The organism is Streptomyces sp. CA-249302 (assembly GCF_050936785.1).
In the GTDB taxonomy this organism is placed as follows: Bacteria; Actinomycetota; Actinomycetes; order Streptomycetales; family Streptomycetaceae; genus Streptomyces.
Map to the genome: position 1 here is coordinate 7,710,901 of NZ_JBNJMG010000001.1, position 18,653 is coordinate 7,729,553.

Consider the following 18,653-nt stretch of genomic DNA (forward strand, 5'->3'; position numbering starts at 1 on the left):
CGACACTGGTACAGCCATGCCTAAGCCCGGAGAACTCACTTTCGTCGCCCCCCGCGGAGCCAAGAAGCCGCCGCGGCATCTCGCTGATCTCTCGCCCGCCGAGCGCAAGGACGCCGTGGCCGAGATCGGGGAGAAGCCGTTTCGTGCCAAGCAGCTGTCGCAGCACTACTTCGCGCGGTTCGCGCACGACCCGGCGGAGTGGACCGACATCCCCGCCGCCGCGCGCCCCAAGCTCCAGGAGGCGCTGCTTCCCGAGCTGATGACCGTCGTGCGGCATCTGTCGACCGACCAGGGGGAGACCCGTAAGACCCTGTGGCGGCTGTTCGACGGGACGCTCGTCGAGTCCGTGCTGATGCGGTACCCGGACCGGGTGACCATGTGCATCAGCTCGCAGGCGGGCTGTGGGATGAACTGTCCCTTCTGCGCCACCGGACAGGCCGGTCTGGACCGGAATCTGTCCACCGCCGAGATCGTCCACCAGATCGTGGACGGGATGCGGGCGCTCAGGGACGGGGAGGTGCCGGGCGGGCCCGCGCGGCTCTCCAACATCGTCTTCATGGGGATGGGCGAGCCGCTCGCCAACTACAAGCGCGTCGTCGGGGCCGTCCGGGCGCTGACCGACCCCGCCCCCGACGGGCTCGGGCTCTCGCAGCGTGGGATCACCGTCTCGACGGTCGGACTCGTGCCGGCCATCCACCGCTTCGCCGACGAGGGCTTCAAGTGCCGGCTGGCGATCTCGCTGCACGCCCCCGACGACGAGCTGCGCGACACCCTCGTGCCCGTCAACACCAGGTGGAAGGTCCGCGAGGTCCTCGACGCCGGGTTCGAGTACGTCGAGAAGAGCGGGCGGCGGCTCAGCATCGAGTACGCGCTCATCCGGGACATCAACGACCAGGCCTGGCGCGGGGACCGGCTCGGCCGGCTGCTCCGCGGCAAGCCCGTGCACGTCAACCTCATCCCGCTCAACCCGACGCCCGGCTCGAAGTGGACCGCCTCCCGGCCCGAGGACGAGAAGGCGTTCGTCGAGGCGATCGCGGCGCACGGCGTGCCGGTGACCGTCCGGGACACCCGTGGTCAGGAGATCGACGGGGCCTGTGGACAGCTGGCGGCCACCGAACGGTAGTCTGAAGGACGCACATCTTCATATCCGACAGGGGAGCGCAGCAGCGCTGAGAGTGCGGCGATCGAGCCGCAGACCCTCTGAACCTCGCCCAGGTCATTCTGGGTAGGAAGTTCGGTCACCACCGTGAACAACAAGAAGTTTCTTGCTGCCGTCGTGGGCCTCGGCCTCGTCACGCTGTCCGCGTGCGGGTCGTCGTCCTCCGATTCGGGGAGCGGCGGCTCCAAGACCGTCACCCTCGTCAGCCATGACTCGTGGGCCGTCTCCAAGAGCGTCCTCGCGGACTTCGAGAAGCAGTCCGGCTACAAGGTCAGGGTCCTCAAGGACGGCGACGCCGGGCAGGCCGTCAACAAGGCCATCCTCACCAAGGACAACCCGCAGGGCGACGTCTTCTTCGGCGTCGACAACACCCTGCTCTCCCGGGCGCTCGACAACGGACTCTTCCAGTCGTACGAGGCGAAGGGCGCCGATCAGATCAAGTCCGAGTTCCGGGTCGACCAGGACAAGCACCAGGTCACGCCCATCGACTCCGGCGACATCTGCGTCAACTACGACAAGGCGTACTTCAGCAAGCACAAGCTGAACCCGCCCACCTCGTTCGACGATCTCGTCAAGCCCGCCTACAAGAACCTCCTCGTCACCGAGAACGCCTCCACCTCCTCGCCGGGGCTGGGCTTCCTGCTCGGCACCGCCGCCAAGTACGGCGACGAAGGCTGGCAGGACTACTGGAAGAAGCTCAAGGCCAACGGCGTCAAAGTCGTCGACGGCTGGGAGCAGGCGTACAACGAGGAGTTCTCCGGATCGGCCGGCGGCAAGAAGGCCAAGGCCGACCGGCCGCTCGTCGTCTCCTACGCCTCCTCACCGCCCGCCGAGGTCATCTACGGCGACCCGAAGCCGAAGACCGCGCCGACCGGGGTGTCGTACGGGACCTGCTTCCGGCAGATCGAGTACGCGGGACTGCTCAGCAACGCCGAGAACACCAAGGGCGGCAAGGCCTTCATCGACTTCCTGGTCGGCAAGGAGTTCCAGGAGGACATGCCGCTGAACATGTTCGTCTACCCGGTACGGGAGGGCGCGACGGTGCCGGCGGAGTTCGAGAAGTACGGCAAGCCGGCCTCCGACCCCGAGACCATGGCGCCCGACAAGATCGCCGACAACCGTGACCAGTGGGTCAAGTCGTGGACGTCACTCGTACTGAAGTAGCACGACCGCCGAAGGCGAAAGGCGGGAGCGCGGCGCGGCTCGGACTGATGGTCCTGCCCGTCGCGTTCTTCGCCGTCTTCTTCGCCTGGCCCGTCGCCGCGATCGTCTCGCGCGGGCTCGAGGTCGACGGCGCCTGGCAGTTCGGGCGGATCGCGGACGTCGTCGCCCAGTCCGACATCCGGCACGTCCTGTGGTTCACCACCTGGCAGGCGCTCGCCTCCACCGCGCTCACCCTGCTGATCGCACTCCCCGGCGCGTATGTCTTCGCGCGCTTCGACTTCCCCGGCAAACAGGTCCTGCGGGCCGTGGTCACCGTCCCGTTCGTGCTGCCGACCGTCGTCGTCGGTACGGCGTTCCTGGCGCTCCTCGGCCGCGGGGGACTGCTCGACGAGCTGTGGGGGGTACGGCTGGACACGACCGTCTGGGCCATCCTGCTGGCCCACGTCTTCTTCAACTACGCGGTCGTCGTACGGACCGTCGGCGGGCTCTGGTCCCAGCTCGACCCGCGGCAGGAGGAGGCCGCGCGGATGCTGGGAGCGTCGCGCCTGAAAGCCTGGCGCAGGGTCACGCTCCCGGCCCTCGCGCCCGCCGTGGCCGCCGCCGCGCTCATGGTCTTCCTCTTCACCTTCACCTCCTTCGGCGTGGTGCAGATCCTCGGCGGGCCGACCTTCTCCACCCTCGAAGTCGAGATCTACCGGCAGACCTCCGAGATCTTCGACCTCTCCACGGCCGCCGTCCTCACCATCGTCCAGTTCGTCGCGGTGGGCGCGATCCTCGCCGTCCACGCGTGGACGGTACGGCGGCGGGAGACCGCCCTGCGCCTGGTGGACGCGGGCACCACGGCCCGCCGACCGCGCGGGACCGGCCAGTGGGCGCTGCTCGCCGGGGTCCTCGCCACCATCGCCGTCCTGCTCCTGCTGCCGCTCGCCGTACTGGTCCAACGCTCCCTGGACGCCTCCGACTTCGGCTACTACCGCGCGCTGACCCACGAGGACGGCGGCACCTTCCTGGTCCCGCCGATCGACGCGATCGGCAACTCGCTCCAGTACGCCCTCGCCGCCACCGCCATCGCCGTACTGATCGGCGGTCTGGCCGCCGCGGCCCTCGCGCGCCGGGACGTCGGCCGGCTGGTCCGCGGCTTCGACGCGCTGCTGATGCTGCCGCTGGGCGTCTCCGCGGTGACCGTCGGCTTCGGCTTCCTGATCGCCCTCGACCAGCCCCCGCTCGACCTGCGCTCCTCCTGGATCCTGGTGCCGCTCGCGCAGGCTCTGGTGGGCGTCCCCTTCGTCGTACGGACCATGCTGCCCGTGCTGCGGGCCGTGGACGGACGGCTGAGGGAGGCGGCGGCCGTCCTCGGGGCCTCGCCCTGGCGGGTGTGGCGGGAGGTCGATCTGCCGCTGGTGCGGCGGGCGCTGCTGGTCGCGGCCGGGTTCGCCTTCGCGGTGTCGCTCGGGGAGTTCGGGGCGACCGTGTTCATCGCGCGGCCCGACAACCCGACGCTGCCGGTCGCCGTGGCCCGGCTCCTTGGCCGGCCCGGTGATCTCAACTACGGCCAGGCGATGGCCCTTTCCACGATTCTGATGGTGGTGTGCGCGGTGGCGCTGCTGGTGCTGGAGCGGCTGCGCACCGACCGGACCGGGGAGTTCTGATGCTGCTGAGCCTGGAGGACGCCACCGTCCGCTTCGGCGGGCGGGCCGTGCTCGACGCCGTCGGTCTCGATGTCGCCGAGCACGAGGTGGTGTGCGTGCTCGGGCCGAGCGGCAGCGGCAAGTCGACGCTGCTGCGCGCGGTGGCCGGGCTCCAACCCCTGTCCGGTGGACGGGTGTTGCTCGACGGCCGGGACCAGGCCGGGGTGCCCGCGCACAGACGCGGGGTTGGTCTGATGTTCCAGGACCATCAGCTGTTCCCGCAGCGGGACGTGGGCGGGAACGTGACCTTCGGGCTGCGCATGCACGGCGCGCCCAAGACCGAACAGGACGACCGGGTACGGGAGTTGCTGGACCTCGTCGGCCTTCCGGGTGCCGCCCGCCGGGCCGTCGCCTCGCTCTCCGGCGGCGAGCAGCAGCGGGTGGCGCTCGCCCGCGCCCTCGCGCCCCGCCCCCGGCTGCTGATGCTCGACGAGCCGCTGGGCCAGCTCGACCGCTCGCTGCGGGAACGGCTGGTGGTCGAACTCCGTGAGTTGTTCGGGCAGTTGGGCACTACCGTCCTCGCCGTCACGCACGACCAGGGCGAGGCCTTCGCGCTCGCCGACCGGGTCGTGGTGATGCGGGACGGCCGAATCGCCCAGTCGGGCACGCCACTTGAGGTGTGGCAGCGCCCGGCGGACGAGTTCGTCGCCCGCTTCCTCGGCTTCGACAACGTCGTGGAGGGCACGGTGACGGGGGAGGCCGGCGACACCCCCTGGGGCAAGGTCCCGGTCCCCGAGAACGCCCCCCAGGGCCCCCGCACCCTCCTCGTCCGCCCCGCCGGCGTCCGTCTCGTCCCCGCCGACGAGGGCCTGCGCTGCACGGTCGCCGCGCGCACCTTCAGGGGCACCCATGTCGCCGTACACCTGCAACCGGAGGACGCGCCGCGGCTGGAGGCGGCCTGTGCGCTGCGGGTGGCGCCGGAGGTCGGGGACGCGGTCGGGGTGGAGTTCGACGCCGCCGAAATCGTGGTGCTGGAACCGGGGGTCCGTCCCTAGGGTGAAGGGCATGACGCTTCTGCCACACGATCGGTACGTCGACGAAATCGCCCACCAGGTACAGCAGTTGAGGGCGGTGGTGACGAGCGGCGCGGATCTGGCGGCGACCGTGCCGACCTGCCCGGACTGGACGCTGGAACGGCTCGTGCTGCACATGGGCGGCGCCCTGCGCTGGTCGGGCACGCTGGTGCGCACCCGGGCGCAGGAGAACATCCCCGACGAGCAGGTGCCGCGCGGCGACGGCCCCGAGGCCACGGGCGACGCCGCGGCCCTCGACGCCTGGCTCGCGGAGGCCGGCGGACTTGCCGTGGACGCCCTGCGCGAGGCCGGGCCCGACGCCAAGGTGTGGGGCTGGGCCGGGACCCAGACCTCCGGCTTCTGGGCCCGCCGGATGACCCACGAGATCATCATCCACCGCGCCGACGCCACGCTCGCTGCCGGGATGCCGTACGAAGTCGCCCACGGCATGGCCGCCGACGCCATCGACGAGTGGCTGGAGATCGTCCGGTACATCCAGGTGACCGACCCGCACCAGGCGGAGGAGGAGTTGCGCGGGTCCGGCCGCAGCATCCACCTGCACGCCACCGACGCCCCGCCCGAGCTGAACGCGGAGTGGTTGATCGAGCTCACCGAGGACGGGATCGCCTGGCGCCGCGGGCACGAGAAGGCGACGGTCGCCCTGCGCGGCCCGCTCACCTCCGTACTGCTCGCCTTCTACCGCCGACTCCCCCTGGACAGCCCGGAGTTGGAGATCATCGGCGAGCGGGAGTTGCTGGAGTTCTGGCTGGAACGGGCGAGCTTCGGATGAACCACTGGACCACTGGACTTCTCGACCACCGAACGACGATGGCCCGTCCCCCGGGGATACGGGGACGGGCCACGACGTGGTGCGGAAGGAGGCGTCAGCGGCTGCTGCTCGCCCCACGACGGCGCATGCCGAAGAACACGGCACCGCCACCGACGACGACCAGCGCGCCCGCGATACCGGCGATCATGCCGGTGTTCGAGCTCGCACCGGTCTCGGCGAGGTTGGAGTCACCGGCCGCCGGGGACGGCGCGTTGGACGAGGTGTCGGCCGGAGTGGTGCTGCTCTCCGAGGCCGACGGGGTCGGGGTCGAGGACTCGTCGGCCGGAGGCGTGGTCGAGTCCGACGGCGCCGGGGTGGTCGGCGGGGTCGACTCGTCGTCCTTCGAGCAGCCCTCGGACGGGGTGGTCAGGTTCGGCGTGATGTCCTTGTCGACGATCGGGTGGTCCTTGTCCTTCCCGGCCGTGACGTGGATGCGGTACTCGGCGTTGGGCGACCAGTCCTCCTCGAAGGTGACGTCGACACCTTCCTTGGTACCGGTGACGTCCTGCGAACCGACGGTCTTGGCGTCGGCACCGTTGTTCTCCAGGAACACGGTGATCGTCGCCGGCGTGCCGGAGCCGTCCTTGTCGGTGACGACGATGACGCCCTTGGTGCCGTCGCACTTGGCGGTGGCGGAGAACTCACTGATGTTGCAGGCGAGCGCGGAGCCCGCGGCGCTCAGCGCGAGCGCGGAGGAGGCGGCGGCGACGCCCAGGATCTGCACGGAACGACGCGCGGTGCGGCGAGATATGGACACTTTTGCCCTTCACGGGATGGCACAACTGCGGGGGGTTTGAAGGGGAAGCGAGGCGACGATGAGGTGAGGCTTCACGTTCCCCAGGAGTCTCACAGGTTTATAAGCGTTCCATAAGGAGTGTCAATCCGTAGGCACCCCTGGAGTGTTGGCTTTACCCCGTTATTAATCAAGGAGACGTTTCAACGCCTCCGGAGCCTCCTCGATCCGGTCAACGAGGGCGATACGGGACTCCATCGACCGTTCCCGGGCGAGTGACTGCAAGAGGGGCCAGGCCGGCAGCCGCTCGGTCCAGTGTGCCCGGTCCACCAGGACCATGGGGGTCGGTTCGCCACGCGACTCGTAGTAGTTGGGCGTCGCGTTGTCGAAGATCTCCTGTACGGTCCCCGCCGCGCCCGGCAGGAAGACCACGCCCGCGTTGGAGCGGGCCAGCAGGCCGTCCTCGCGGGTGGCGTTGGCGAAGTACTTCGCGATGTGCGAGGCGAAGGGGTTCGGCGGCTCGTGGCCGTAGAACCACGTCGGGATGCCGATCGAGTGGTTGCCCTTCGGCCAGCGGGTGCGCACCTCGAAGGCGGCCCGTGCCCACTCGGTGATCGAGGGCGTGAACGACGGTGCCTTCCCGAGGAGTTCGCACGCCTCCTCCAGCACCCCGTCCTCGTACGGAGCGGTGTACGCGCCCAGGTTCGCCGCCTCCATGGCACCCGGCCCGCCGCCGGTCGCCACGGTCAGCCCGGACCGGCTCAGCTCCCGCCCGAGCCGCGCGGCACCGGCGTAGGCCGCCGTCCCGCGCGCCATCGCGTGACCGCCCATGACCCCCACCACCCGCGCCCCGCGCAGGAGTTCGTCCAGGGCGTCGGAGACGGAGTCGTCGTGCACGGCGCGCAGCATCGACGCCCAGATGTCGCCGTCGGCCTTGGTGGTCTGGAACCAGTCGTAGGCGAGCGCGTCCGGCGTCCGCTCGTACCCCTTCTCCAGGGAGGCGAACAACTCGCCGGGCGTGTAGAGATGCCCGCGGTACGGGTCGAAGGGCAGGTCGGGCACCGGCGGGAAGACCAACGCGCCCTCGGCACGGACCTTCGCCTCGGCGTCAGGCCGCATCGGGCAGCCGAGGAACACGGCGCCGGCGGCGCCGGTGGTGAGCAACTCCCTTGTGCGGTCCGTCAGATCGACGGCCTGCACCCGGTGTCCGGAGAGCGTTCCGCGGGCCGAGACGGTCGCGTCGAAGTCCTCGAGCGTCTCGATCTCGCGGTCGTCATGATGGGCCGCATGGGCCGGGCTCGTCTGCACGGGCCCATGCTAGGCACGGCGTTGGGCGGCGCGGGGTCAGCCCTGGACGGCCGCCGGGTCCATCCACACGACCTCCCAGGAGTGGCCGTCGAGGTCGTCGAAGGAACGGCCGTACATGTAGCCGTGGTCCTGGACGTCGTCGTTGGCGGTGCCGCCGGCCGCGGCCGCCTTGTCCACCAGCTCGTCGACCTTCTCGCGGCTCTCCGCGCTCAGACAGATCAGCACCTCGCTGGTCGTCGTCGAGTCGGCGATCTCCTTCTTCGTGAAGTCGGCGTAGCGCTGCTTGCTCAGCAGCATCGCGATGATGGTGTCGCTGATCACCACGCAGGCGCAGTCGTCGCCGCTGAACTGCGGGTTGATCGTGTAGCCGAGCTCCGTGAAGAACTTCTTCGAGGCGTCCACGTCGTTGGTGGCGAGGTTCACGAAGATCATCTGCTGGTACATGCGGGCTCTCCCATCGAGTGCGGTGCGTGGTGTTCGGTGGGTAGACCGGGGGTCCGTACGGAACTCATCGGCGGGAGTGGATTTTGTTCCCGCGGGTTTTCAGGGGGTCAGGGGGAGGGCGGCCAGTTCGGCGACCAGGAGGGTGAGGGGGCCGAAGAGGGCCAGCAGGGCGGCGGCCCGTAGGGCGGCGGCGCTGCGGAGCATCGTGGCGGGGGCGCCGAGGCGGAGCAGGGCGGCGGTGGTGTCGGCTCGTGCCTGCCTGGCTTCCACGGCCGCCGTCAGGAGGGTGGCGACCGTGCAGCCGGTGACCAGGAGGGTGCCGAGGGTGGTGAGGGGGCCGAAGGCGGGTTCGGCGGGGTCGTAGAGGGCGGTCATGGCGTACGCGGCGGAGGCCACGGCGCAGACGATGCCCAGCGGGCGGCCGATGCGGGTGGCTTCCTCCATCAGGACACGGCCGGCCAGGAGGCGGAGCGCGCCGGGGCGGGCGGACTGGAGGAGGCGGCCGGTGAGGTGGGTGAGGCCGGGGGCGGCCAGGGCCAGACCGACGGCGGTGAGCAGGAAGCCGATGAGGATGGCGGGGGTGGTGCCGGTGAGGCCGCCGGGGAGGGTGAGGGTGGGGGCGGCCGTGGTGCGGCCGGCGTAGGCCTCGACTGCCAGGCCGGCGGAGAGGATCGCGGTACCCCAGGGGAGGCCGGACGGGGCGGCGCGGGGGGTGGGGGGAGAGGTGGGGTCCGGGGTGTCGGTGCCCTCGGTGGAGGCGGACTCGCCGACCTCATGTTCAGCGGCGCGTGCGCTGCTCGCGGACTGGGTTGACTGGCGAAGGCGGGCGCCGAAGCGGCCGTATGCCCCGAAGGTCTCCTGCGTGCCCGACCGGCCGTACGCGCCGAAACGGCCGTACGAGCGTCCCGGCGGTCTTGACGAGGACGGCCGCGCCTCCCGTGGGCGCAGTACCACCCCCACCGCCACCGACGCGATCACCGGTACCAGGGCCAGCAGGGTCAGGGCCGCCGGCAGGGGGAGTGGCCTGTCCGCGGCCAGGAATTCGGAGGCTGCGCCGTCGAAGGGCATGCCCGTGAGGTCGCCGCGGAGGTGGAGGTAGAAGAGGAGGGCCAGCATCGAGCCCAGCGTGCAGGAGAGGGCCGTCGTGGTGGCCGCGACGGCCATCAGACGGGCCGGGCCGAGGCCGATGGCCGAGAGGCCCGGGCGGGGTCTGGTGGCCGGGTCCGTGCGGGCGACGGCGACCGCGAAGTGGACCGTGGCGGCCAGGGGGGTGAGGCACCAGGCGAGGCGGAGGACGGACGCCGAGGGGGAGTCGGGGTGGGTCATCGCGTAGCCGAGGGTGCACAGGAGGAGGAAGCCCGTGCCTGCCGCGGCCGTGGCCACCAGGAGGCGGCGCAGGTGTACGGCGGGGTGGGCGGCGCGGGTCAGACGGAGAGCGAGCACGCGGCCCCCCGGCCTTCCTGCCCGGTACCCCGGCCGTCCTGCCCGGCCTCCGGGGCTTCCTGAGCGTCACCTCGGGCCGCCTGCTGTGCGGTCTCGTGGGCTTCCGGACCGGCTTCCTCAGCGGCTTCCCGGCTCTCCTGGGCGGCCCCGCGGGGTCCTTGCGCAGCCCCCCGAGCCCCTACCCGTTCCTTCCCCCGGGCCTGATGCGTGGCACCCACTGGAGCCCTGTCCAGCGCCGCCCCCCGGTCTCCTGGCTCCGGCAGCGGCGGCAGGTGGACCGTGTGCACGCGGCGGCCGTCCAGCAGGGTCACCGTGCGGTCGGCGAGGGCTGCCGTGTCCGTGTCGTGGGTGGCCAGGACGACCGTGATGCCGTGGGAGCGGGCCGCGGTGGTGAGGGTGCGCAGCACGTGGGCGCGGTCTGCCCGGTGCAGGGGGGCCGTCGGTTCGTCCGCGAACAGGACTGTCGGGGACGGGGCCAGGGCTCGGGCGATCGAGACCCGCTGGCGTTCCGCCTGGGTGAGTTCGTGCGGGCGCTTGCGGGATCTGTCGCCGATGTCCAGGCGCTCCAGCCACTCCAGGGCGGCCGTCTTGGCGCGGCGGCGGCTCGTGCCGCGGAGCATGAGGGGGAGCGCGGCGTTCTCCCAGGCGTTCAGCTCGGGGACCAGGACCGGGGCCGGGTCGATCCAGCCGAAGCGGTCGCGGCGCAGGCGTTCCCGGCGCAGCGGGCCCATCGTGTGGACCGGCACGCTGTTGAACCAGACCTCGCCGCGCTGGGCCGGTACGAGCCCGGACAGGCAGCGCAGCAGGGTCGTCTTGCCGCTGCCGCGCGGTCCGCCGACGGCGAGGATCTCGCCCTCCTGGACGCCGAGTGAGACACCGGTCAGCCCTGGCGAGCCGTCCTGGTGCGTGAAGTGCAGGGCGCGTGCCCACAGCACGTCGTTGTCCGGCGGTGCCTCCATGGGCGTACACCTCGTTCTGGTCCGTAGTGCCTTGCCATCCCCCGTGCGGGGGAACGAAAGCAGGGCCGATCGGTTACCAGGCACGCTAAGGAGCGGGGGTCGTGAGGCCGGACAGCACGCGGCCCGGGGTGCACCCTTGTCACTCGGACGGGTGCACCCCGGGCCGTATAAGCCGCTCAAACGCCGAAGGCTAGAGCTTCGTCCACGCCTCCGTCAGCGTCGCGCGCAGGATCTGCTCGATCTCGTCGAAGGTCTCCTGGTTGGAGATCAGCGGCGGGGCGAGCTGGACGACCGGGTCGCCACGGTCGTCGGCGCGGCAGTAGAGGCCGTTCTCGAACAGGGCCTTGGAGAGGAAGCCGTAGAGGACCCGCTCCGTCTCCTCGTCGTTGAAGGACTCCTTGGTGTGCTTGTCCTTCACCAGCTCGATGCCGTAGAAGAAGCCGTTGCCGCGGACGTCGCCGACGATCGGCAGGTCGTGCAGCTTCTCCAGGGTCGAGCGGAACGCGCCCTCGTTGTCCAGGACGTGCTGGTTGAGGCCCTCGCGCTCGAACAGGTCGAGGTTGGCGAGGCCGACCGCCGCGGAGACCGGGTGGCCGCCGAAGGTGTAGCCGTGCAGGAAGGTGTTGTCGCCCTTGTAGAACGGCTCGGCCAGGCGGTCGGAGATGATGCAGGCGCCGATCGGGGAGTAGCCCGAGGTCATGCCCTTGGCGCAGGTGATCATGTCCGGGACGTAGCCGAACTTGTCGCAGGCGAAGGTCGTGCCGAGGCGGCCGAAGGCGCAGATGACCTCGTCGGAGACCAGGAGCACGTCGTACTGGTCGCAGATCTCGCGCACGCGCTGGAAGTAGCCGGGCGGGGGCGGGAAGCAGCCGCCCGCGTTCTGGACCGGCTCCAGGAAGACCGCGGCGACCGTGTCCGGGCCCTCGAAGAGGATCTGCTGCTCGATCTGGTCGGCGGCCCAGCGGCCGAAGGCCTCGGGGTCGTCGCCGTAGATCGGGGCGCGGTAGATGTTGGTGTTCGGCACCTTGTGCGCGCCGGGGACCAGCGGCTCGAAGGGGGCCTTCAGGCCCGGCAGGCCGGTGATCGACAGGGCGCCCTGCGGGGTGCCGTGGTAGGCGACCGCGCGGGAGATGACCTTGTACTTGGTGGGCTTGCCGACCAGCTTGAAGTACTGCTTGGCGAGCTTCCAGGCGGTCTCGACGGCCTCGCCGCCACCGGTGGTGAAGAAGACCTTGTTCAGGTCGCCCGGCGCCTCGTCGGCGAGTCGCTCCGCCAGCTCCACGGCCTTCGGGTGGGCGTAGGACCACACCGGGAAGAACGCCAGCTCCTGGGCCTGCTTGAAGGCGGTCTCGGCGAGCTCCGTGCGGCCGTGACCGGCCTGGACCACGAACAGGCCCGCGAGACCGTCGAGGTAGCGCTTGCCCTTGTCGTCGTAGATGTAGGTGCCCTCGCCGCGCACGATCGTCGGCACAGGGGAGTTCTCGTACGAGGACATGCGGGTGAAGTGCATCCACAGGTGGTCGTACGCGGTCTTGCTGAGGTCCTTCTGGCTCACGGTTATCGGGTTCCCCACATGTAGGTCTGCTTCTTCAGCTTCAAGTAGACGAAGCTTTCGGTGGAGCGCACGCCGGGCAGCGCCCGGATGCGTTTGTTGATGACGTCCAGCAGGTGGTCGTCGTCCTCGCAGACGATCTCCGCGAGGATGTCGAACGAGCCCGCGGTCATCACCACGTACTCGACTTCCGACATGTCAGTCAGCGCCTCGGCTATGGACTCGACATCGCCCTCGACGTTGACGCCGACCATCGCCTGCCTGCGGAAGCCCACGGTGAGCGGGTCCGTGACGGCGACGATCTGCATCACGCCCTGGTCGAGCAGCTTCTGGACGCGCTGGCGCACGGCCGCCTCGGACAGGCCGACGGCCTTGCCGATGGCGGCGTACGGACGCCTGCCGTCCTCCTGGAGCTGTTCGATGATGGCGAGGGAGACGGCATCCAGATGGGGAGTGCCGTTCCTGGACTCGCGGGAGTCCCTCTGCGCTGCGCTTCGACTGGCCACGCCCCTCACTGTGCACGACGTCTCGACGGTTCCGCAAGGGCGGACCGATGAAATTCGTTGTTTACGTGACGGAGACCTGCGGATTTCGCAGTCTTGATGCGACTGGGGGTGTTGAAAACGTGGGCGCGCGGATTAGGGTGGGTGTCTCAGCCAATGGACAGTTCGACCTGACACAGGAGGCCGGCAGTGAGCACCGAGCTGCGTCGTCTGCGCAACTACATCGACGGTGAGTTCCGGGACGCCGCCGACGGACGGACCACCGAGGTGGTCAACCCCGCGACGGGCGAGGCGTACGCGACCGCGCCGCTGTCCGGAGCGGCGGACGTGGACGCCGCGATGGCGGCCGCCGCCGCGGCCTTCCCGGCCTGGCGGGACGCGACCCCGGCCGAGCGCCAGAAGGCCCTCCTCAAGATCGCGGACGCGTTCGAGGAGCGGGCCGAGGAGCTCATCGCGGCCGAGGTGGAGAACACCGGCAAGCCAATCGGGCTCACGCGGTCCGAGGAGATCCCGCCGATGGTCGACCAGATCCGCTTCTTCGCGGGCGCGGCCCGGATGCTGGAGGGGCGCTCGGCCGGCGAGTACATGGACGGGATGACGTCGATCATCCGCCGTGAGCCGGTCGGCGTCTGCGCGCAGGTCGCGCCCTGGAACTACCCGATGATGATGGCCGTGTGGAAGTTCGCGCCGGCCATCGCGGCGGGCAACACGGTGGTGTTGAAGCCGTCCGACACGACCCCCGCGTCGACCGTGCTGATCGCCGACATCATCGGTTCGATCCTGCCCAAGGGTGTCTTCAACGTCGTCACCGGCGACCGTGACACCGGCCGTCTGATGGTCGAGCACCAGACGCCGGCGATGGCCTCCATCACCGGCTCCGTGCGGGCCGGCATGTCGGTCGCCGAGTCCGCGTCCAAGGACCTCAAGCGGGTCCACCTGGAGCTCGGCGGCAAGGCGCCGGTCGTGGTCTTCGAGGACACGGACATCGCCAAGGCCGTCGAGGACATCTCGGTGGCGGGCTTCTTCAACGCCGGGCAGGACTGTACGGCGGCGACTCGTGTGCTGGTGCAGGAGGGCATCCACGACGAGTTCGTGGCAGCGCTCGCGAAGGCCGCCGCGGAGACCAAGACCGGTCAGCCGGACGACGAGGACGTGCTCTTCGGCCCGCTCAACAACCCGAACCAGCTCAAGCAGGTCTCCGGGTTCATCGAGCGGCTGCCCGCGCACGCCAAGGTCGAGGCGGGCGGTCAGCGGGTCGGTGACAAGGGGTACTTCTACGCGCCGACCGTCGTCTCCGGACTGAAGCAGGACGACGAGATCATCCAGAACGAGGTCTTCGGTCCCGTCATCACCGTCCAGTCCTTCACGGACGAGGACCAGGCGGTCGAGTGGGCCAACGGCGTGGACTACGCGCTGGCGTCCTCGGTGTGGACCAAGGACCACGGGCGTGCCATGCGGATGTCCAAGAAGCTCGACTTCGGCTGTGTGTGGATCAACACGCACATTCCGCTGGTCGCGGAGATGCCGCACGGTGGCTTCAAGAAGTCCGGGTACGGCAAGGATCTGTCGGGGTACGGGTTCGAGGACTACACGCGGATCAAGCACGTGATGACGTCTTTGGACGCCTAGTTGGTTGTACGTCGTCTGCAGGGGCGTGGGGGCTGGTCGCGCGCACGCGGCGGAGCCGCAAATCGACACGGTCCCGCGCCCCTGGCGGCGTTTCCGTTAGGCCTCCTTGAGACTGGTCGTCAGACCCGGCTGTCCGTCGTCCTTGGTGTGGCCCGACCTGCCGGGCTTGCCGTGGGTGTTCGGGTTCGGCAGCGGTGGCAGGTCGCTGGTGTTCGTCGACACGCTGATGCCGACCTCCTTCAGGATCGGCGCGCAGGACTTGAGGGCCTTCTGGAACTTCTTCGGGGACAGCTCGAGTCCCTTGACGGGTCCCGACCTGCTGATCTCCAGCGTCGTCTTCCCGTTCGCGTCCTTGGTGGCGTGGAAGACGGGCACCGACGTCGCGCCGTGCCTGGACATGCAGGCGGCGAAGTCGTCGTTCACGCCGTTGACGTCGGCGGGGGCGGCGGCGGTCGGCCGGTAGCCGAAGACGAGCGCCGAGCCGCCCTTGCCCCTGGCGGCGTGACCGCCGGCCGACCGGGTGCCGGGTGCGTCGGACGACTGCACGGCCGACGCGCTGACCGTGCCGAGTGCGGCGGCCGTCAGGACGGCGATGCCGACGGCGAGGAGCCGCGGCCGTTTTGCCGGAACACGCATGGGTTTTCCTCCGTTGTCTGAGCGGGTGTCGTGCTGACGGACCCAGCCAACCGTCGGGGCGGTTACGGCACGGGAACGGCCGCTCTTATCGCGCTGTAACCCGGGCCCCGCCACACTGACCGCATGCGTGTGCTGGTGGTCGAGGACCATGAGGAGCTCGCCGAGACCGTGGCCGGGGGGCTGCGCCGGGAGGGGATGGCGGTCGACCTCGCCTTCGACGGTCCGACCGCGCTGGAACGCGCGGAGCTCAACGGCTACGACGTCGTCGTACTCGACCGCGATCTGCCCGGGGTGCACGGCGACCAGGTGTGCCGGACGCTTGCCGCGGGTGGCAGCCGGGCGCGGGTGCTGATGCTGACGGCGTCCGGGACGGTGGCCGACCGGGTCGCGGGGCTCGGGCTCGGCGCGGACGACTATCTGCCCAAGCCGTTCGCCTTCGCCGAACTCGTGGCCCGTATCCGGGCGTTGGCGCGGCGCGCGCAGCCCGCGCTGCCGCCGGTGCTGGTGCGTGGGGAGCTGCGGCTCGATCCGGCGCGGCGGTCGGCGAGCCGCGCCGGATGCCGACTCCCGCTCTCTCCCAAGGAGTTCGCCGTACTGGAGCTTCTGCTGGCCGCGCAGGGGCGGGTGGTGTCCCCCGAGGAGCTGCTCGAACGGGCCTGGGACGAGGCGGCCGACCCCTTCAGCCAGACCGTGAAGGTGACGGTCAGCAGGCTGCGGCGGAAGCTGGGGGAGCCGCAGGTGATCGAGACGGTGGACCGGGCGGGGTATCGGATCCTATGAACGGTTTCGTGAGGCTGGTGCCGCGCAGTATCCGGTGGCGGCTCACCTTGATCTACTGCGTGCTGTTCGTGGTGGCCGGCGGGCTGCTGCTGGTGTTCACGTACTTCCTCGCCGCGAACGGGGCGGGGTCGGGCGGCCGGGCCCTCTCGGGCACCAGGATGCCCTCGCCGGACGACACCTCCTCGGTGCCCGGCACCCTCGACCCGCCGTCGGTCGCCGCCGTCGCCGAGACCGTCCGGGCGGATCAACTGCGGGAGCTGCTCGTCGGGTCGGGGATCGCGTTCGCCGTGATGATCGTGCTGTCGGTGGCGCTCGGCTGGCTGATGGCCGGGCGCGTACTGGCCCCGCTGCGCACGATGACGGCGTCCGCCCGCCGGATCTCCGCCGACAACCTGCATGAGCGGCTCGCGGTGGCCGGACCGCAGGACGAGTTGAAGGCGATGGCGGACACCTTCGACGACGTACTCGCCCGGCTGGAGGGGGCGTTCGAGGCACAGCAGCGGTTCGTCGCCAACGCCTCGCACGAGCTGCGCACCCCGCTCACGCTCCAGCAGGCCGTCGTCGAGGTGACCCTCGCCGACCCCGACGCCTCGGTGGAAGCCCTGCGGGCCGCGCTGGGCCGGGTACGGGCGGCCGGGCAGGAGCAGGAGCGGCTGATCGACGCGCTGCTCGCGCTGGCACGCAGTCAACGGGGGCTGGAGCGGCGGGAGTTCGTGGACCTGGCCGAGGTCGTGCGGGAGCGGCTGCCCGAGGCGGACGGCGTCCGGGTCGAGGCTCGGCTCGATCCCGCGCCCGTACTCGGCGATCCCCAGCTCGTCGAGCGGCTCGTGGCGAACCTCACCGACAACGCCGTACGGCACAACCTCCCGGACGGAGCGGAGGGTTGGGTCAGCGTGTGGACCGGCGTGGACGCGGCGGGATGCCCCGGGCTGCGGATCGAGAACAGCGGGCCGGTGATCCCTGCGGACCAGGCGGCCGGGCTCTTCCAGCCGTTCCGTCGGCTCGGTCCTGACCGGGTGAGGAAGCGGGACGGGCTGGGGCTCGGGATGTCGATCGTCGCGGCCGTCGTCGCCGCGCACGGCGGGCAGGTGCGGGCCCGGACGCGGGCCGCGGGCGGGCTGGTCGTGGAGGTCGGGCTGCCGCGGTGCACGCGGGTGACTCAGGTGCCGGCGCCCGGCGGGACGCCGCCGGTGCCGGCACCCGCCAAGACGCCCGCGCCGCCCGAGAGCGGGCGCCCCGAGGCCCGTAACCCTGCCCCATTGCCTTGACCTGGCGATACCGATCGACAAGGTGTCCGCTGCACCCGGCGATCCGCTCGACGCAGCGTCGATTGTCCGTCCACAGCTGGGGGCGGCATGCTGCGTCAATGCCCCTGACTTCGAAGTCTCCCTCGTTCTCCCGACGGTCCCTGCTGCGCGCGCTGGGCGGGGGAGCCGTGCTCGGCGGTCTGGCCGGCTGCGGGGTGCCTGCCGCGTACGTGAAGCCCGGCCAGCGGGCCGTCGCGGACATGTCGGCCAGCGACAAGCGGCTGACCTGGGCGAACTGGCCGCTGTACATCGACACGGACGACGACAACCCGAACAGCCGGCCCACTCTCGAGGCCTTCGAGAAGCGCACGGGGATCTCCGTCAAGTACACCGAGGAGATCAACGACAACGACGAGTTCTTCGGCAAGATCAGCCCCGCGCTGATGAACCACCAGCAGACCGGCCGGGACCTCATCGTGATGAGCGACTGGATGTGCGCCCGGTTCGTGCGGCTGGGGTGGGTCCAGAAGATGGACCGGGCGCAGCAGCCGAACGTGGCCAAGTACCTTGACCCGCAGCTGCGTTCGCCCGCCTTCGACCCGGGCCGCAGGTACACGGTGCCGTGGCAGTCGGGCATCACCGGCATCGCGTACAACCGCAAGAAGCTGGGCCGCGAGATCCGGCACGTCTCCGAGCTGTGGGCGAGCGACCTCAAGGGGCGGGTCACCCTGCTGTCCGGCCTCGACGAGGCGTTCGCGCTGCTGATGCAGGGCAACGGCGTCGACATCACGAAGTGGAAGGCCGCCGACTTCGACAAGGTCTGCGACCAGGTCGAGAAGTACGTGGACAACGGGCAGATCCGTCGCTTCACCGGCAACGACTACACCAAGGACCTGGTCAGCGGTGACGTCCTGGCGTGTCAGGCGTACTCGGGCGACGTCATCCAGCTCCAGGCCGACAATCCGGACATCCGCTTCGTCGTCCCCGAGGAGGGCGCGGAGCTGTGGTCCGACTCGCTGATGATCCCGGACCGCGCCCTGCACAAGAGCAACGCCGAGCGGCTCGTCGACTACTACTACGAGCCCGAGGTGGCCGCCGACCTGGCCGCCTGGGTGAACTACGTCTGTCCCGTCCCGGCGGCCCAGGAGATCCTCGCCGCCTCGAAGGACAAGGACACCGCGGCCCTCGCCGAGAACCCCCTGATCTTCCCGGACGCGGCGATGCGCAAGCGGCTCGCCATCGCCCGCGACATCACCTCGACGGAACGCGTCGAGTTCGCCAAGCGGTGGAACAAGATCGTGGGGTTGTGAGGGGACGGGAGCGGTTGTGTGACGAGGATTTTTAGTTGGCACAAAAGAGGGGCAGTTGACACCAGGATCACGGGCGTTCTTACAGGTGACGGCGCATCATCTCGATGCACGCGGCTCGGGCGGCGTTCGATTGGTGGTGATCGGTGGCTGGTCCCGGGCGACACTCGTCTGCGCACCGGCTTCCGCTCGCGCCGTGGCCACGGGGGCCGCGTAGGGGCCCGCAACGGCTGATACCTCGATCCGGAGCCATGTCGTG

The 18,653-nt window shown here is 70.4% G+C and carries 16 protein-coding genes and 1 pseudogene; 9 read left to right on the top strand and 8 right to left on the bottom strand.

What is annotated here, in order from left to right; all coding sequences use genetic code 11:
* Positions 1–16 precede the first annotated feature (16 nt).
* From rlmN to ACQEWB_RS35130, 5 genes are all read left to right on the top strand, one after another.
* Positions 17–1,123 (top strand): 23S rRNA (adenine(2503)-C(2))-methyltransferase RlmN, encoded by a 1,107-nt coding sequence (gene rlmN, locus ACQEWB_RS35110; RefSeq protein ID WP_432838256.1) that lies wholly within the window; start codon positions 17–19, stop codon positions 1,121–1,123.
* Between the two features lie 123 nt (positions 1,124–1,246).
* Positions 1,247–2,323, top strand: a complete 1,077-nt coding sequence (locus tag ACQEWB_RS35115) for a thiamine ABC transporter substrate-binding protein (RefSeq protein ID WP_432838258.1) — start codon at positions 1,247–1,249, stop codon at positions 2,321–2,323.
* A gap of 47 nt (positions 2,324–2,370) precedes the next feature.
* On the top strand, positions 2,371–3,972 hold the full coding sequence (locus ACQEWB_RS35120) for an ABC transporter permease (RefSeq protein ID WP_432838260.1): 1,602 nt from the start codon (positions 2,371–2,373) through the stop codon (positions 3,970–3,972).
* Positions 3,972–5,006: an ABC transporter ATP-binding protein gene (locus ACQEWB_RS35125; protein ID WP_432838262.1), complete on the top strand. Its 1,035-nt coding sequence runs from the start codon at positions 3,972–3,974 to the stop codon at positions 5,004–5,006. Before ACQEWB_RS35120 ends, ACQEWB_RS35125 begins: the two co-directional genes overlap by 1 nt.
* Positions 5,007–5,016: 10 nt before the next feature.
* Positions 5,017–5,814: a maleylpyruvate isomerase family mycothiol-dependent enzyme gene (locus ACQEWB_RS35130; protein ID WP_432838264.1), complete on the top strand. Its 798-nt coding sequence runs from the start codon at positions 5,017–5,019 to the stop codon at positions 5,812–5,814.
* A 94-nt stretch (positions 5,815–5,908) separates the two neighbouring features.
* Here the strand turns inward: ACQEWB_RS35130 and ACQEWB_RS35135 are convergent, their stop codons facing one another.
* The 7 genes and pseudogenes from ACQEWB_RS35135 to ACQEWB_RS35165 all read right to left on the bottom strand — a co-directional run bounded on the left by ACQEWB_RS35135 (position 5,909) and on the right by ACQEWB_RS35165 (position 12,798).
* Positions 5,909–6,610 (bottom strand): LAETG motif-containing sortase-dependent surface protein, encoded by a 702-nt coding sequence (locus tag ACQEWB_RS35135; RefSeq protein ID WP_432838266.1) that lies wholly within the window; start codon positions 6,608–6,610, stop codon positions 5,909–5,911.
* Positions 6,611–6,772: 162 nt separating this feature from the next.
* Positions 6,773–7,894 carry an LOG family protein gene (locus tag ACQEWB_RS35140; RefSeq protein ID WP_432838268.1) on the bottom strand — a complete coding sequence of 374 codons (1,122 nt, stop codon included), beginning with the start codon at positions 7,892–7,894 and terminating at the stop codon, positions 6,773–6,775.
* Between the two features lie 36 nt (positions 7,895–7,930).
* Positions 7,931–8,338, bottom strand: a complete 408-nt coding sequence (locus tag ACQEWB_RS35145; RefSeq protein ID WP_432838270.1) for a VOC family protein — start codon at positions 8,336–8,338, stop codon at positions 7,931–7,933.
* A gap of 99 nt (positions 8,339–8,437) precedes the next feature.
* Positions 8,438–9,781, bottom strand: coding sequence for a hypothetical protein (locus tag ACQEWB_RS35150; protein WP_432838272.1), 1,344 nt, complete (start codon positions 9,779–9,781; stop codon positions 8,438–8,440).
* A 236-nt stretch (positions 9,782–10,017) separates the two neighbouring features.
* Positions 10,018–10,740 (bottom strand): annotated as a pseudogene (locus ACQEWB_RS35155) (ABC transporter ATP-binding protein); the annotation flags it as partial.
* 190 nt (positions 10,741–10,930) lie between these two features.
* The gene (locus tag ACQEWB_RS35160; protein ID WP_432838274.1) at positions 10,931–12,295 is read right to left on the bottom strand and encodes an aspartate aminotransferase family protein; all 1,365 of its coding nucleotides are present in this window, start codon (positions 12,293–12,295) and stop codon (positions 10,931–10,933) included.
* 2 nt (positions 12,296–12,297) lie between these two features.
* A complete protein-coding gene (locus ACQEWB_RS35165) occupies positions 12,298–12,798 on the bottom strand; it encodes an Lrp/AsnC family transcriptional regulator (RefSeq protein WP_432838276.1) in 501 nt (166 codons plus the stop codon).
* Positions 12,799–12,984: 186 nt separating this feature from the next.
* Here ACQEWB_RS35165 and ACQEWB_RS35170 point away from each other — a divergent pair, with 186 nt between their 5' ends.
* Positions 12,985–14,424: a gamma-aminobutyraldehyde dehydrogenase gene (locus tag ACQEWB_RS35170; protein ID WP_432838278.1), complete on the top strand. Its 1,440-nt coding sequence runs from the start codon at positions 12,985–12,987 to the stop codon at positions 14,422–14,424.
* A gap of 96 nt (positions 14,425–14,520) precedes the next feature.
* Here the strand turns inward: ACQEWB_RS35170 and ACQEWB_RS35175 are convergent, their stop codons facing one another.
* Entirely contained in the window at positions 14,521–15,060 is a 540-nt protein-coding gene (locus tag ACQEWB_RS35175; protein WP_432838280.1) for a hypothetical protein, read from the bottom strand.
* 123 nt (positions 15,061–15,183) lie between these two features.
* Between ACQEWB_RS35175 and ACQEWB_RS35180 the strand changes: the two genes are divergently transcribed.
* The 3 genes from ACQEWB_RS35180 to ACQEWB_RS35190 all read left to right on the top strand — a co-directional run bounded on the left by ACQEWB_RS35180 (position 15,184) and on the right by ACQEWB_RS35190 (position 18,397).
* Positions 15,184–15,840: a response regulator transcription factor gene (locus ACQEWB_RS35180; protein WP_432838282.1), complete on the top strand. Its 657-nt coding sequence runs from the start codon at positions 15,184–15,186 to the stop codon at positions 15,838–15,840.
* A gap of 17 nt (positions 15,841–15,857) precedes the next feature.
* Positions 15,858–17,108: a sensor histidine kinase gene (locus tag ACQEWB_RS35185; RefSeq protein ID WP_432838284.1), complete on the top strand. Its 1,251-nt coding sequence runs from the start codon at positions 15,858–15,860 to the stop codon at positions 17,106–17,108.
* Positions 17,109–17,206: 98 nt separating this feature from the next.
* Positions 17,207–18,397 carry a polyamine ABC transporter substrate-binding protein gene (locus ACQEWB_RS35190; protein ID WP_432838286.1) on the top strand — a complete coding sequence of 397 codons (1,191 nt, stop codon included), beginning with the start codon at positions 17,207–17,209 and terminating at the stop codon, positions 18,395–18,397.
* Positions 18,398–18,653 lie beyond the last annotated feature (256 nt).